Below are 13,704 nucleotides of genomic sequence, written 5' to 3'. Positions count from 1 at the left end.
TGTGCTTGCCTAACGTTCTTCACCTCAGCCAACTCGCTTGTCGGGGCTGTGGTAGAGCCCTGCGAACATATCGGCCATGGCCTCTTCGCTGGGCTCTTCTTGCATTTGCACGCTGACCGCGCGGCTGACCAACTGGTGCCGGCGCGGCAAATGCAAGTCGTCGGGGATGCGCGGCCCATCGGTGAGATAGGCAATCGGCAGTTCCTGACTGATGGCCAGGCTCAGCACTTCGCCGAGACAGGCCGTTTCATCGAGTTTGGTCAGGATGCACCCGGCCAGACCGCAACGTTTGTAACTGTGGTAAGCCGCGGTGAGTACCTGCTTCTGGCTGGTGGTTGCCAGCACCAGGTAGTTGCGGGCGTTGATCCCACGCCCGGCCAGGCTCTCGAGCTGCATGCGCAGTGCCGGATCGCTGGCTTGCAGGCCAGCGGTGTCGATCAACACCACGCGCTTGCGCAGCAGGGGTTCCAGCGCCTGTACCAATGACTGGCCCGGATCGACCTGAGTCACCGAAACATTGAGAATACGGCCCAGGGTCTTGAGCTGCTCCTGGGCACCGATGCGAAAACTGTCCATGCTCACCAGCGCCACGCTCTGGGAGCCGTACTTGAGCACATAGCGCGCTGCCAGCTTGGCCAGGGTGGTGGTCTTGCCCATGCCGGCAGGACCGACCATGGCGATCACGCCGCCTTCTTCGAGCGGTTCGACTTCCGGCGTGCGAATCATACGCGCCAAGTGCGCCAGCAGCATGCGCCATGCCTGCCGGGGCTCATGAATTTCACTGGTCAGGTTCAACAGTTCGCGAGCGATCGGGCCGGACAGGCCGATGCGCTGCAAGCGACGCCACAGATTGGCCTGCGCTGGCTTGCTGCCCTGCAGTTGGCTCCAGGCCAGAGAGCCCAGCTGCACTTCGAGCAGCTGACGCAGGCCGTTGAGTTCCGAACGCATGGAATCGAACAGGCGCTGGTCGACGGCAGGCTGTGGCGCCGGCGCGGCCTGGGCACGCACGGGCTCTTCGCGACGCGGTTCCACCAGCGGCTCGGCGGCGGTCAGCGGCAGGCCGGCAACCAGTTGACGGTTGGTGGCCGCATCGGTTTCGCCGCGGGTGCTCAGCTCGGCCTGGGCAGACACGATGCGCGACTGGGTCTTGCGCAGCTCTTCTTCCAACTCGAGGTTGGGCACGCGCGGCGCCAGGGCCGACAGCTTGTAGTCCAGCGCAGCGGTCAGCTCGACGCCGCCAGCGATGCGACGGTTGCCAATGATGGCAGCGTCGGCACCCAGCTCATCGCGGACCAATTTCATGGCCTGACGCATGTCGGCGGCGAAAAATCGCTTCACTTGCATAACCCACTACCTCAGCCGTTGGGCCCTACTGTCGCAACGATGGTGACTTGCTTGTTATCAGGGATTTCCTGATAGGCCAGTACATGAAGGTTGGGGATCGCCAGGCGCCCGAAGCGCGAGAGCATCGCGCGGACCGGACCGGCCACCAGCAGTATCACCGGTTGGCCCTGCATCTCCTGCCGCTGCGCCGCATCGATCAAGGATCGTTGCAGCTTCTCCGCCATGCTCGGTTCCAGCAAAACGCCTTCTTCCTGACCCTGACCAGCCTTCTGCAGACTATTGAGCAATATCTGTTCCAACCTTGGCTCCAAGGTGATAACTGGCAGCTCAGACTCAATGCCTACAATGCTTTGCACGATTGCGCGGGACAAACCGACCCTGACCGCCTGAACCAGAGCGGCGGTATCTTGACTCCGGTGACCATTGTTGGCGATGGCTTCGGCGATGCTGCGGATATCCCGCACAGGCACCTGTTCGGCCAGCAACGCCTGCAACACCTTGAGCAGCGAAGACAGCGAAAGGATACCCGGAACCAGCTCTTCAGCCAGCTTTGGCGAGCCTTTTGCCAGCACTTGCAGCAATTGCTGGACCTCTTCGTGACCGATCAACTCGTGGGCGTGCTTCTGCAAGATCTGGTTCAAGTGCGTGGCCACTACCGTACTGGCATCGACCACGGTGTAGCCCAGCGACTGGGCCTGGCTGCGCAGGTTGACATCGATCCACACCGCGTCCAGACCAAACGCCGGATCTTTGGCGGTGATGCCGTTGAGCGATCCGAACACCTGACCAGGGTTGATCGCCAGCTCTCGGTCCGGGTAGATCTCGGCTTCGGCGAGAATCACCCCCATGAGCGTCAAACGATAGGCGCTGGGCGCCAGGTCGAGGTTGTCGCGGATATGGACGGTGGGCATCAGGAAGCCCAGGTCCTGGGACAGCTTCTTGCGTACACCCTTGATCCGCGCCAGGAGTTGGCCACCCTGGTTGCGATCCACCAGAGGAATCAGGCGATAGCCGACTTCCAGGCCGATCATGTCGATGGGCGTCACGTCGTCCCAGCCCAGCTCCTTGGTTTCCTGGGTGCGCGTCGGCGACGGCAGCAGTTCCTGTTGACGCTGCACTTCGGCCAGGGCCAGCTCCTTGACGTCGTTCTGCTTTTTCCACAGCAGGTAGGCCGCGCCACCGGCGACGGCACCCAGGGTGATGAAGGCCACGTGGGGCATGCCGGGCACCAGGCCCATGATGACCATCAGCGCGCCAGAGACGGCCAGCGCCTTGGGCGAAGCGAACATCTGCCGCTGGATCTGCTTGCCCATTTCCTCGGAGCCCGAGGCGCGGGTCACCATGATCGCCGCTGCGGTAGAGAGCAGCAGCGAGGGCAATTGCGCTACCAGACCATCACCGATGGTCAACAGGGCATAGACTTTGCCCGCCTCGGCGAACGGCATGTTGTGCTGCAGCATCCCGACCAGGATGCCGCCGATGAGGTTGATGAACAGAATCAGCAGACCGGCGATGGCGTCGCCGCGGACGAACTTGCTGGCACCGTCCATGGAACCGTAGAACTCGGCTTCGGCGGCCACTTCGCTGCGGCGGGCCTTGGCCTGGTTCTGATCGATGAGGCCGGCGTTGAGGTCGGCGTCGATGGCCATCTGCTTGCCGGGCATGGCATCCAGGGTGAAACGCGCGCTCACTTCCGAGATGCGCCCGGCGCCCTTGGTGACCACCACGAAGTTGATGATCATGAGGATGGCGAACACCACGATACCAACGATGTAGTTACCGCCGATCACCACTTCGCCGAACGCCTGGACCACCTTGCCCGCAGCGGCGTGACCTTCCTGGCCGTGGAGCATGATGACCCGCGTCGACGCTACGTTGAGTGCCAGGCGCAGCAGCGTGGCCACCAGCAGGATGGTGGGGAACACGGCAAAATCCAGCGGCCGCATGGCGTAGACGCACACCAGCAGAACGACGATGGACAAGGCGATGTTGAAGGTGAAGAAGACGTCGAGCAGCAGTGCCGGGATCGGCAGCATCATCATCGCCAGCATCACCAGCAACAGCAGCGGCACCCCGAGGTTGCCGCGGCCCAGGCCAACGATGTTGCTACGAGCGGTGTTGATTAATTGAGAGCGATCCACCGGCATTCCCCACTTCCCCAAGCGAACTTTTGACGCGCGAGGCGTCCTGCCAGGGGGCAGTGCAAGAAGGGGTCCAACTTTTGTTGGAGGGGGTTAAAGATTATTGGGGGGCTGCCGAGATGGAGTAAATCCCTTCTATCGGAGGCGCAGCCTTCGCGGCCAATGACCGCTCCCACAAGGGGGGCATCTGTGGGAGCGGTCATCGGCCGCGAAAAGTCCGACACGCACTAGCTGTCTCGCTGCAAATCCGGTGGGATCGGCAGGTCATGCAGCGGATCCGGCCGCTTGCCTCGCCCCGCCTGGTATTGGCGAATCTGGTAGACATAAGCCAGCACCTGGGCCACCGCCAGGTACAACCCTGCCGGAATCTGCTGCTCGATCTCCGTGGAATAGAAGATCGAGCGCGCCAATGCCGGCGATTCCAGCACCTGGATACGGTGCTCGTTGCCGATCTCGCGAATCTTCAAGGCAATGAAGTCCGAGCCCTTGGCCAGCAGCACCGGCGCATTGCCTTTCTCCGGGTCGTATTTGAGCGCCACTGCGTAGTGGGTCGGGTTAGTGATGATCACGTCCGCCTCGGGAATGGCCGTCATCATCCGTCGCTGGGACATCTCGCGTTGCAACTGGCGCACCCGGCCCTTCACCTCGGGCCGGCCTTCGGAATCCTTGTGCTCGTCCTTGACCTCCTGCTTGGTCATCATCAGCTTCTGCTTGCTGCTGTACAGCTGGAACGGCACGTCCACGGCGGCAATCAACGCCAGCCCGCACGACATCCACAGGGCGCTCCACCCCACCAGCTGCACGCTGTGGATGATCGCCATTTCCAGTGGCTCGTTGGCAATGGCCAGCAAGGCGGGACGGTCCTTGGCCAGCACCACGATGGCCACGATGAGAATGATGGCGAACTTGGCCAGCGCCTTCAGCAACTCGGTCAGCGCGTGCATGGAGAACATGCGCTTGAGTCCGGCGGCCGGGTTCATGCGGCTGAACTTGGGTGCCATGGAACTGGCCGCGAACAACCAACCGCCGAGCGCGACCGGGCCGATCAACGCCGCCAGCAGCATCGTCACCAGAATCGGCTGGGTGGCCAGGATCGCCACCTTGCCCGACTGCAGCAGAAAGATGCCCATGTAGCGTTCGTCGAGCAGCACCTCGCGACTCAAGGTGAAGTTGCTGCGCATCAGTTCGAGCAGGCTCTGCGCCAGGTGGCCGCCGAACGCCAGCAGCGCGCCGCACCCGGCGACCATCACCGCCAGGGTGTTGAGCTCCTTGGAACGGGCGATCTCGCCCTTCTCGCGCGAGTCTTTCTTGCGCTTGTCCGTGGGGTCTTCTGTCTTGTCGGCACCGCTTTCGCTTTCGGCCATTGCCTACTCCGCTCGCGCCAATTCGCGCAGCCACTGCAAGGCGTTGGTCGCCAGCGGCTGATACTGGTTGAGGATATCGCCCAAACTGACCCAGAGGATGAACATCCCCAGCACCAGGGTCAGCGGGAAACCGATGGAAAAGATATTCAGCTGCGGCGCGGCGCGGGTCATCACGCCGAAGGCGATGTTGACCACCAGCAAGGCCGTGATGGCAGGCAGCACCAGCAGCACGCCGGCGCTCAACACCCAGCCCATGCGCAGCACCACGTCCCAGAAATGCGCAGTCAACAGGCCACCGCCAATGGGCAGCGTAGTGAAACTCTCGGTCAGCACCTCGAAGATCACCAGATGGCCGTTCATGGACAGGAACACCAAGGTCACCAGCATGCTGAAGAACTGGCCGACCACCGCCACGGACACCCCGTTGGTGGGATCGACCATGGAGGCGAAGGCCATGCCCATCTGGATCGCCAGGATCTGCCCGGCGACGACGAAGGCCTGAAACAGGAACTGCAGCGAGAAGCCGAACAGCGCGCCGATGATGATCTGCTCGGCGACCAGCAGCAGCGCCTGGACGCTGATCGCATCGACCGTGGGCGCCGGCGGCAAACCCGGCACGATGACCACGGTGATGGCCACGGCAACGTACAGCCGCACCCGCTGCGGCATCACCTGGGTACCGAAAATCGGCATGGTCATCAGCATCGACGCCACGCGGAACAGCGGCAGGATGAAACTGGCGACCCAGCCGCCGATCTGCGCGTCGGTCAGTTGCAGCAGCGGCTGCATCAGCCGATCACCTGCGGGATGTTGGAATACAAAGTGGTGATGTATTCCATGAAGGTGCGCACCATCCACGGCCCGATGACGATCAGCGTCACCAGCATGACCAGCAGGCGCGGAAGGAAGCTCAGGGTCTGTTCGTTGATCTGCGTGGCGGCCTGGAACATGGCGATGATCAGGCCGACGATCAGGCTCGGCAGAACCAGGATCGCGACCATCACGGTGGTCAGCCACAGCGCTTCGCGAAACAGGTCGACGGCGACTTCTGGGGTCATGGGTTCAGGCTCCTGGACAAGGCAAGGTCAGACACCACCGAAACTCCCTGCCAGGGTCCCGATGATCAACGCCCAGCCATCGACCAGGACGAACAGCATGATCTTGAACGGCAGCGAGATGATCAACGGCGAGAGCATCATCATGCCCATGGCCATCAGCACGCTGGCGACTACCAGGTCGATGATCAGGAAAGGAATGAAGATCATGAAGCCGATCTGGAACGCCGTCTTCAGCTCGGAAGTCACGAACGCCGGCACCAGGATGGTCAGCGGCGCCTGGTCGGCGCTGGCGATGTCGGTGCGTTTGGACAGCCGCATGAACAGTTCCAGATCGCTCTGTCGAGTCTGTGCCAGCATGAAGTCCTTGATCGGGCCTTCAGCGCGGGCGACCGCGTCCTGGGCACTGAGCTGCTCGTTCAGGTAGGGCTGCAGGGCCTGCTGGTTCACCTTGTCGAACACCGGCGCCATGATGAACATGGTCAGGAACAGCGCCATGCCGGTCAGCAACTGGTTGGACGGGGTCTGCTGCAAGCCCAGGGCCTGGCGCAGGATGGAGAACACGATGATGATCCGCGTGAAACTGGTCATCAACATGACGAACGCCGGAATGAAACTCAGCGCGGTCATGATCAGCAGGATCTGCAGGTTGACCGAGTACTCCTGCTGCCCGTTGGCGCCACTGGTCATGGTCAGCGCCGGTATCTGCAGCGGGTCGGCGGCCAGCGCCAGGGGCGCCGCCAACATCAGGGTCAGCGGCAGGACTATGCGCAACGCACCCATCACTTCTTATCCTTCTGGTCCTTGCCCAGCAGTTCCATCAGGCGCTGGGCGAATTCGGGCGTAGCCTGGGTGGTTCTGTCGGGTGGCTCGACCGGGGTGTTCATCACATGCAAGGCGCTGATGCGGCCCGGGCTTACGCCCAGCAGGATCTGCTCTTCGCCCACCTGTACCAGCACCAGCCGGTCACGCGGACCCAGCGCCTTGGCGCCGATCACGTCGATGACCTGGCCCTGGCGCGGCGCGGCCTGCTGGACGCGGCGCATCAGCCAGGCCAGGCCGAAAATCAAGGCCACTACCGCTAAAAGACCCAGCACGGTCTGCACCAACTGACCGGCCACGCCGGTGCCCCCGGACGCCACTACCGGCGCGGTAGCGGGAACCGCTTCGGGCGCTGCCAGAACCGCCACGGGCAACAGCAGCAAGGCCCACAGGAACCGGCCCATCACCGCAGCTTCTTGATGCGTTCGCTGGGGCTGATCACGTCGGTCAGGCGAATGCCGAACTTTTCGTTGACCACCACCACTTCGCCGTGGGCGATCAACGTGCCGTTGACCAGCACGTCCAGAGCCTCGCCGGCCAGGCGATCAAGTTCGATCACCGAACCCTGGTTGAGCTGCAGCAGGTTACGGATGCTGATATCGGTGGCCCCGACCTCCATGGAGATCGTCACCGGGATGTCGAGGATCACATCCAGGTTCGGGCCATCGAGGGTCACCGGCCCGCTGCCCGATTTGGGCGAGCTGCCGAACTCTTCCATGGGCAGGCGCGAAGAGCCGGAACCACCGCGTGCATCGGCGGCCAGCAGCGCGTCGATATCGTCCTGCCCGGCATCCCCGGATTCGCCCAGAGCGGCAGCCCATTCATCGGCCAGAGCCTGGTCTTCGGCGGAGATTGTTTCGTCTTGATCGGCCATCAGTGGTCCTCGGCGGGCATCTAAATCGTCAGGTTGAACCGGTCAGCGGCGCTCGATCGGTTCGATTACTTGTAAAGCCAGGTTGCCCTTGTGCGAGCCGAGCTTGGCTTTGAACGAGGGCACGCCATTGGCGCGCAGGATCAGCTCCTCGGGCAGCTCCACCGGAATCACGTCGCCGGGCTGCATGTGCAGGATGTCACGCAGCTTCAACTGGCGACGTGCCACGGTAGCGCTCAGCGGAACGCTGACGTCCAGCACGTCTTCGCGCAGCGCCTTGCTCCAGCGTTCGTCCTGGTCGTCCAGGTCGGACTGAAAACCGGCATCGAGCATCTCGCGCACCGGTTCGATCATCGAATACGGCATGGTCACGTGCAGGTCGCCGCCGCCGCCATCGAGCTCGATGTGGAAGGTGGAGACCACCACCGCCTCGCTGGGGCCGACAATGTTGGCCATGGCCGGGTTGACCTCCGAGTTGATGTACTCGAAGTTGACTTCCATGATCGCCTGCCAGGCTTCCTTCATGTCGAGGAAGGCCTGGTCGAGCACCATGCGTACCACGCGCAGTTCGGTCGGCGTGAATTCACGGCCCTCGATCTTGGCGTGGCGGCCGTCGCCGCCGAAGAAATTGTCGACCAGCTTGAACACCAGCTTGGCATCGAGGATGAACAGGCCGGTGCCACGCAGTGGCTTGATCTTGACCAGATTGAGACTGGTCGGCACGTACAGCGAATGCACGTACTCGCCGAACTTCATTACCTGAACGCCACCGACCGCCACATCGGCGGAGCGACGCAACAGGTTGAACATGCTGATACGGGTATAGCGAGCGAAACGCTCGTTGATCATTTCCAGCGTCGGCATGCGCCCACGCACGATGCGATCCTGGGTGGTCAGGTCGTAGCTCCTGATGCCCCCAGGTTCACCATTGCCTTCGGTTTGCACCAGGCCATCATCGACGCCATGCAGAAGCGCGTCGATCTCGTCCTGGGACAGCAGGTCCTGCACGGCCATGAGTTGTTCCTACTGCAATACGAAGTTAGTGAAGAGCACCTGGTCGATGACTGGCTTGCCCACTTCTTTCTGCGCCACTTCCTGAACGCTGGCGGTGGCCTTCTGGCGCAGCATTTCCTGGCCGATCGGCGTGGTCAGGGTTTCGAACGGCTGTCCGGAGAAGAGCATCACCAGGTTGTTGCGGATGACCGGCGTATGGACCTTCAAGGCATCCATGTCAGCCCTGTCCCGCGCCTGCAGGACGATGCTCACCTGCATGTAGCGGTCACGGCCGTTCTGCTTGAAGTTGACCACGAAGGCGGGCGTCAGTGGCTCGTAGATCGCCGCAGGTTTGGCATGAGTAGCGGCGGCAGGGGTTTCTTCGGCCGGCGCGCTGGCGGACTTGTGCATGAAGAACCAGGTTGCGCCGACCGACAGACCAACGGCCAGGAGCAGGCCCACCACCACCAGAATGATCAGCTTGAGCTTGCCCTTGCCTTCCTTGGCTGCGGGTTCTTTTGCTTCTTCGGTCTTTGCCATGCCAATAATCCGTCACCAATGAGGGGTAAGCGTACCCATGGCGACGATGGAGCAAGGGTTGTGCCAACAAACCTTCTGGCAAGGCTGTATGGCACATGGCAGGGATCACCCTGCCAGTTCAGGCGTAATAGTCCACCGCGCTGGTGCCCAGCACCGTGCTCGCGGCCACCGACTGCGCAGAGGCCACTGCGGGCTCGCCGCCATCGATCGCATCCGCGCCGGAGCGCTCGCCTGTGCTGCGGCGGCTCTGCTGCGCCTGCTGCTCGCCCTGGGACTGACGAGACTGGTCAGACACGTTGACGTCGAGTTGCCCCATACCCTGCTGGTTGAACATGTCCTTGAGGCGATGCTGCTGGCTCTCCAGCGCCTCGCGCACGCCGATGTGGGCACTGGAGAACGTTACCTGGGTCTGCTGGTCGGGCGTGATGTCGACGCGGATGTCCAGGCGCCCCAGTTCCGCGGGTGTCAGCTGGATGTCAGCGGACTTCAGGTTCTGGCTGGACAGGTACATGACCCGGTTGACCAGGCCCTCGGTCCACCCCGACTGCTGCATGGCCAGGGGCTGGCCCAATGGGCTGGCCACCGGCGCCGCACTGCCGGTCTTGGCAGTGCTGGCCTGGGTCAGGGCTTGAAGACGGTCCGCAAAGTTGTCCAGGCGAGTGTCACCGGCGGCCCCATCGGCATCCTTCAGGCCACTGTCGATCAAGCCGGCAAACGCGGATTCACCGCCCTCGCCTGCCTCACCTGCCTGCTCTTTGCCCATCATGGCCGCCAGACCGTTGACGAAATTGCCTTCGACACCACGCTCATTGGCCGCCGCTGGATCGGTCGGCGACGTTTGGCTGGCATGTGCCGAGGTGGTGCCATTATTTTTGGCGGTTTGCTCGAGCGCCAGGCGTAACGCCGGCAAATCGGCGAGCACGTCCTGGGCAGGGTCGAAATCCTCGACGGCGCCATCGGTATCCACATCGACCAGGCTGGCCGTGGTCACTGCCGCTGGCAGCGCCTGCACGACGGCCGGATTGGCAGCCGGATCGGCCGCAGCTGGCACCGTCGCAGGGTCGACAGGTGTGGCTGCGGCGGTCACCGATGCGTCGTCCTTGTCGGCGGCATCAGCGACCTTGTCGGCGTCCTTGGAAGTGGGCTTGTCCGCCTTTTCAGGTTTTTCGAGCTTTTCCGGCTTGTCAGCCTTGGCCGCTGGCAACTTCTTGCCGCTATCGGCAACCGCCGGGTTGGCACTGGCGCCCTTGTGGACAGGTGCGATGGCGGTTTCCCTGGCAGCCACCGGCGTGGGCTCGGTCTTGGCCTTGACCGCCACTTCGTGGCTCTGGCGCGCATAGAGATCGGCGAAACGCGGCGAAGAATCAGTGTCCGCCGCAGACGGCTTGGCTGCTCCGGAGGCGGATGCCGCGCGTGCCGCAGCACCCAGTTGCAGCAACAGAGGGTTTGAAGCGACGGCCATGAAGATCTCCCCGATACGGTGGCGTTAACGCTGATAGCCGTGGAGGAAGCAAGTATCGGGCCAGGCGTACAGCTGTGGTTACTGCCGACTCTTAACGAGGAAAACGCGCACGCTCTTCGGCATACAGCTCCAGTACCAGCGCGAACTCGCCGTCGATGCGCTGCACATGCGCGTCGACCCCTTCCAGCGTGCCTTGGCGGCAATACTGCTCCAGCTCGCTGCACAACTGCGCCAGGCGCAAGGCGCCCATGTTGCCGCTGCTGCCCTTGAAGCTGTGGGCGGCATGGCCCAGCTCGACCAGATCGCGGGATCGGTGCAGTTCGTTCAGGCGCAGTTGCGAGTCGTTCAGGAAGGTATCGAGCAGCAGGGGATATTCATCCTCCATGACGTCCTCCAGGGCCATGAGGGCTGCGGGGTCGACATGGGGCCGTTCTGACTGGTTGATTGCTGTCTGGGTAACGGCTGAATGCTCACCCGTTGATGGATCACTGGCCGATTCACTGGCGGCCACCTGTTCGATAGTCACTTGTTCGCTCCTTGATCAAGCCGATTACGCTTGAGACTCCCAGGTAAATTCAACGTGGGCGCTGCGCCCGTCTTCCGACCATCCTGCGCTGTGGCTGAGTTGACGAACCAGGTTGACACCGCGGCCCGACAGCCCATGCACATCGGGCGGCTTGGCCAGGACCTTTTTCGGATCGAAGCCCTTGCCGCTGTCTTCGACGACGATCCGTAGAAGGCCGCCGGCGCCTTTCGGACTCACCTGCAAGTGTATGCGTATGTAGCCGTCTTCCAAAGCCGCCAGCCGATGGTTGCGCAGTGTGTAGTAGTGGGCGAAACCGGCGGTATCGCGCTTGAGCGCGGAATCGAGTTCCAGCACCCCATGCTCCAAGGCGTTGGAGTATAACTCCGCGAACACGCTATAGAGTTCTCCGCTCTGCGAGCGCAGACCATGAATCTCCTGCAACAATTGCAGGATGTACGGCAGCGGATTGAAACGGCGCAGGGTGTCGGCACGAAACTCGAACATGGCCGACCAGTCGAGTGGGCTGGATTGACCGCTGTCGGAATAGATCAAACTCGCGGGCGGTTGGCGTTCGGCGTCGAACAACGCCAATTGCACCATGCTGACGTCGTCGCGGGACTCACCGCGAAAATCATGCAGGGCCTGCAGGATGCCATCGAACAGTGACTCGGGGTCCTTGTGCGTGTCGAAGACTCGCTCGAGCCTCTCCACCCCGAACGACTCATCCTGGGCGTTACTGGTTTCGATGACACCATCGGACAGCAGCAGCAAGCGATCCCCCGGCGCCATCGGCCAGACTTCGGTCCGGTCTTCGAAGCGCGTAGCCGGCAGCACGCCCAGCGGCAGATGCCGCGACACCAGCGCAACGCGTTCCGAGCCGTCCTGGCGATGCAGGTAGCCATCGGGCATGCCACCGTTCCAGACCTCCACCGTGCAACGCTGGAAGCTGAGCCGCAGCAGGGTGGCGCAGCAGAACATGTCGACCGGCAGGATGCGCTTGAGCTTGGCGTTCATCTCGCGAAGGATTTCGGTCAGCCCATAGCCCTTCGCCGTCATGCCATAGAACACCTCGGCCAGGGGCATCGCGCCGACCGCCGCCGGCAAGCCATGGCCGGTGAAGTCGCCGAGCAATACGTGCATGTCGCCCGAGGGCGTATAGGCTGCCAGGAGCAGATCGCCGTTGAACAGCGCATAGGGCGACTGCAGGTAGCGCACGTTGGGTGCGTCGAGGCAGCCGGAATGGGCGATCTGGTCGAACACCGCCTTGGCCACGCGCTGCTCGTTGATCAGGTAGTCGTGGTGACGGGTGATCTGGTCGCGCTGCTCCAGCACCGTGGCCTGCAAGCGGCGCAGGCGATCCATGGCCTTGATCTTTGCAGCCAGGATTACCTGGTTGTAGGGTTTGGCCAGAAAGTCGTCGCCACCCGCATCCAGGCAGCGTACCAGGGCCTGCTCCTCGGTCAGCGAGGTGAGGAAAATGATCGGCACCAGCGCTTCGCCGGCCAGGCGCTTGATCTCGCGCGCCGCTTCGAAACCGTCCAAGACCGGCATCATGGCATCGAGCAGCACCAGTTGCGGACGCTGCTCGCGAAACACTTCGATGGCTTCCTGGCCGTTGCTGGCGGTAATCACCGCGTGCCCCTGCCGACGCACGATGCTGGACAGCAGCATGCGGTCGGTCATGTTGTCGTCGGCGATCAGAACCGTCAGCGATTCTTCGTTGACGGGCTGCATCAGGAGATCGTGAACAACTTGTCGAAATTAGAGATAGCCAGGATCTTGCGCACATCGGTGGAGATGTTCACCAACTTGATGTTGGCGTTGTCGCTGCCGGCGTGGTCGCGCAGCAACAGCAGCATGCCCAGTGCCGAGCTGTCCATGTAGGTGGTGTTGTTCAGGTCGATGATATAGCTGCCCGGCGTGCCTGCGCTTTCATAGGCTTCACGAAATTGCTGGTGCAGGCTGAAGTCGAAACGGCCCTTGATGGCAATGCACGCCGTGTTTTCCTTTTCATCGAAACTGTGGCTTACCGAACTCTGAGTTACAGCCATGTAGTAATGCTCCTTGGGTGTGCCCTGCAGGCAAGGTTTAGCACTGCGCTGCAGGACGTTCAACAGGGTACTGACGAATTCTGATTAAAAGCTGTCGTGCCTGGGCAGGCGCTGCGACAACTCGTCGAGCAGGCGCTGTTCACGTTTGTCTTCCAACTGCCGGGCCTCGAGAATATAGCGCTGTACCAGCTTGCGCAGCCCCTCCACACGGGCGTAGGCCTGTTGCCAGGTGGTGCGCGCATTGTTCAGGTTGTTCTGATGCCACACAAGGCTCTGCCGCTGTTGACCGACGGCGGTTTCCAACTGGTTGAGAAAGCGTTGGTAGTTCATCAGCCACTGCCCGGAAACGCCACGGCTGCCATTGCTGATCCACTGTTGCTGGTAGTCGTTGCGAAACCGCTCGAGCTCCGCCAGCTTGGCTTCGGCCAAGTTCACCTGGCCCTGGAAATGACCCAGGCGCTGGGCGGCCTTGCGCTCGGTGCTTTCGGCCATTTCCACCACCGGGGCCAGGCGGGCTGCGCGACTCATCGCCATC

General features: G+C 62.4%; 15 protein-coding genes. All 15 read right to left on the bottom strand.

The features are described from left to right. Positions 1–24: 24 nt before the first annotated feature. Complete coding sequence (gene flhF / locus LT40_RS02495; RefSeq protein WP_043186072.1) at positions 25–1,344, bottom strand: flagellar biosynthesis GTPase FlhF; 1,320 nt, start codon at positions 1,342–1,344, stop codon at positions 25–27. Between the two features lie 11 nt (positions 1,345–1,355). After that, positions 1,356–3,485 carry a flagellar biosynthesis protein FlhA gene (flhA, locus tag LT40_RS02490; RefSeq protein ID WP_043193259.1) on the bottom strand — a complete coding sequence of 710 codons (2,130 nt, stop codon included), beginning with the start codon at positions 3,483–3,485 and terminating at the stop codon, positions 1,356–1,358. 227 nt (positions 3,486–3,712) lie between these two features. Beyond that, the gene (gene flhB, locus LT40_RS02485) at positions 3,713–4,849 is read right to left on the bottom strand and encodes a flagellar biosynthesis protein FlhB (RefSeq protein WP_043186069.1); all 1,137 of its coding nucleotides are present in this window, start codon (positions 4,847–4,849) and stop codon (positions 3,713–3,715) included. 3 nt (positions 4,850–4,852) lie between these two features. Then, the gene (gene fliR, locus LT40_RS02480) at positions 4,853–5,638 is read right to left on the bottom strand and encodes a flagellar biosynthetic protein FliR (protein ID WP_043186066.1); all 786 of its coding nucleotides are present in this window, start codon (positions 5,636–5,638) and stop codon (positions 4,853–4,855) included. Further along, positions 5,638–5,907, bottom strand: coding sequence for a flagellar biosynthesis protein FliQ (fliQ, locus tag LT40_RS02475; RefSeq protein WP_043186065.1), 270 nt, complete (start codon positions 5,905–5,907; stop codon positions 5,638–5,640). The genes fliR and fliQ overlap by 1 nt, the downstream gene beginning before the upstream one ends. 27 nt (positions 5,908–5,934) lie before the next feature. After that, positions 5,935–6,687, bottom strand: a complete 753-nt coding sequence (gene fliP / locus LT40_RS02470) for a flagellar type III secretion system pore protein FliP (RefSeq protein WP_043186062.1) — start codon at positions 6,685–6,687, stop codon at positions 5,935–5,937. Next, entirely contained in the window at positions 6,687–7,130 is a 444-nt protein-coding gene (gene fliO, locus LT40_RS02465) for a flagellar biosynthetic protein FliO (RefSeq protein ID WP_043186060.1), read from the bottom strand. The genes fliP and fliO overlap by 1 nt, the downstream gene beginning before the upstream one ends. Next, positions 7,130–7,600, bottom strand: a complete 471-nt coding sequence (gene fliN, locus LT40_RS02460; protein WP_043186059.1) for a flagellar motor switch protein FliN — start codon at positions 7,598–7,600, stop codon at positions 7,130–7,132. The genes fliO and fliN overlap by 1 nt, the downstream gene beginning before the upstream one ends. A 42-nt stretch (positions 7,601–7,642) precedes the next feature. Then, on the bottom strand, positions 7,643–8,611 hold the full coding sequence (gene fliM / locus LT40_RS02455; protein WP_043186057.1) for a flagellar motor switch protein FliM: 969 nt from the start codon (positions 8,609–8,611) through the stop codon (positions 7,643–7,645). 9 nt (positions 8,612–8,620) lie between these two features. Next, complete coding sequence (gene fliL / locus LT40_RS02450) at positions 8,621–9,130, bottom strand: flagellar basal body-associated protein FliL (RefSeq protein ID WP_043186054.1); 510 nt, start codon at positions 9,128–9,130, stop codon at positions 8,621–8,623. Between the two features lie 118 nt (positions 9,131–9,248). Then, the gene (locus tag LT40_RS02445; RefSeq protein ID WP_043186052.1) at positions 9,249–10,592 is read right to left on the bottom strand and encodes a flagellar hook-length control protein FliK; all 1,344 of its coding nucleotides are present in this window, start codon (positions 10,590–10,592) and stop codon (positions 9,249–9,251) included. Positions 10,593–10,683: 91 nt separating this feature from the next. After that, a complete protein-coding gene (locus tag LT40_RS02440) occupies positions 10,684–11,118 on the bottom strand; it encodes an Hpt domain-containing protein (RefSeq protein ID WP_337587996.1) in 435 nt (144 codons plus the stop codon). A 24-nt stretch (positions 11,119–11,142) separates the two neighbouring features. Next, the gene (locus LT40_RS02435; protein WP_043186050.1) at positions 11,143–12,852 is read right to left on the bottom strand and encodes a fused response regulator/phosphatase; all 1,710 of its coding nucleotides are present in this window, start codon (positions 12,850–12,852) and stop codon (positions 11,143–11,145) included. Further along, positions 12,852–13,169, bottom strand: coding sequence for an STAS domain-containing protein (locus LT40_RS02430; RefSeq protein ID WP_043186048.1), 318 nt, complete (start codon positions 13,167–13,169; stop codon positions 12,852–12,854). Before LT40_RS02430 ends, LT40_RS02435 begins: the two co-directional genes overlap by 1 nt. Positions 13,170–13,253: 84 nt before the next feature. Next, positions 13,254–13,703 (bottom strand): flagellar export protein FliJ, encoded by a 450-nt coding sequence (gene fliJ, locus LT40_RS02425; RefSeq protein ID WP_043186045.1) that lies wholly within the window; start codon positions 13,701–13,703, stop codon positions 13,254–13,256. Position 13,704: the final 1 nt, after the last annotated feature.

Origin of the sequence: Pseudomonas rhizosphaerae, from assembly GCF_000761155.1 — a bacterium.
Lineage (GTDB): Bacteria > Pseudomonadota > Gammaproteobacteria > Pseudomonadales > Pseudomonadaceae > Aquipseudomonas > Aquipseudomonas rhizosphaerae.
The sequence above is the reverse complement of the archived record's forward strand: the minus strand, read 5'-3'. Positions and strand labels throughout refer to the sequence as shown.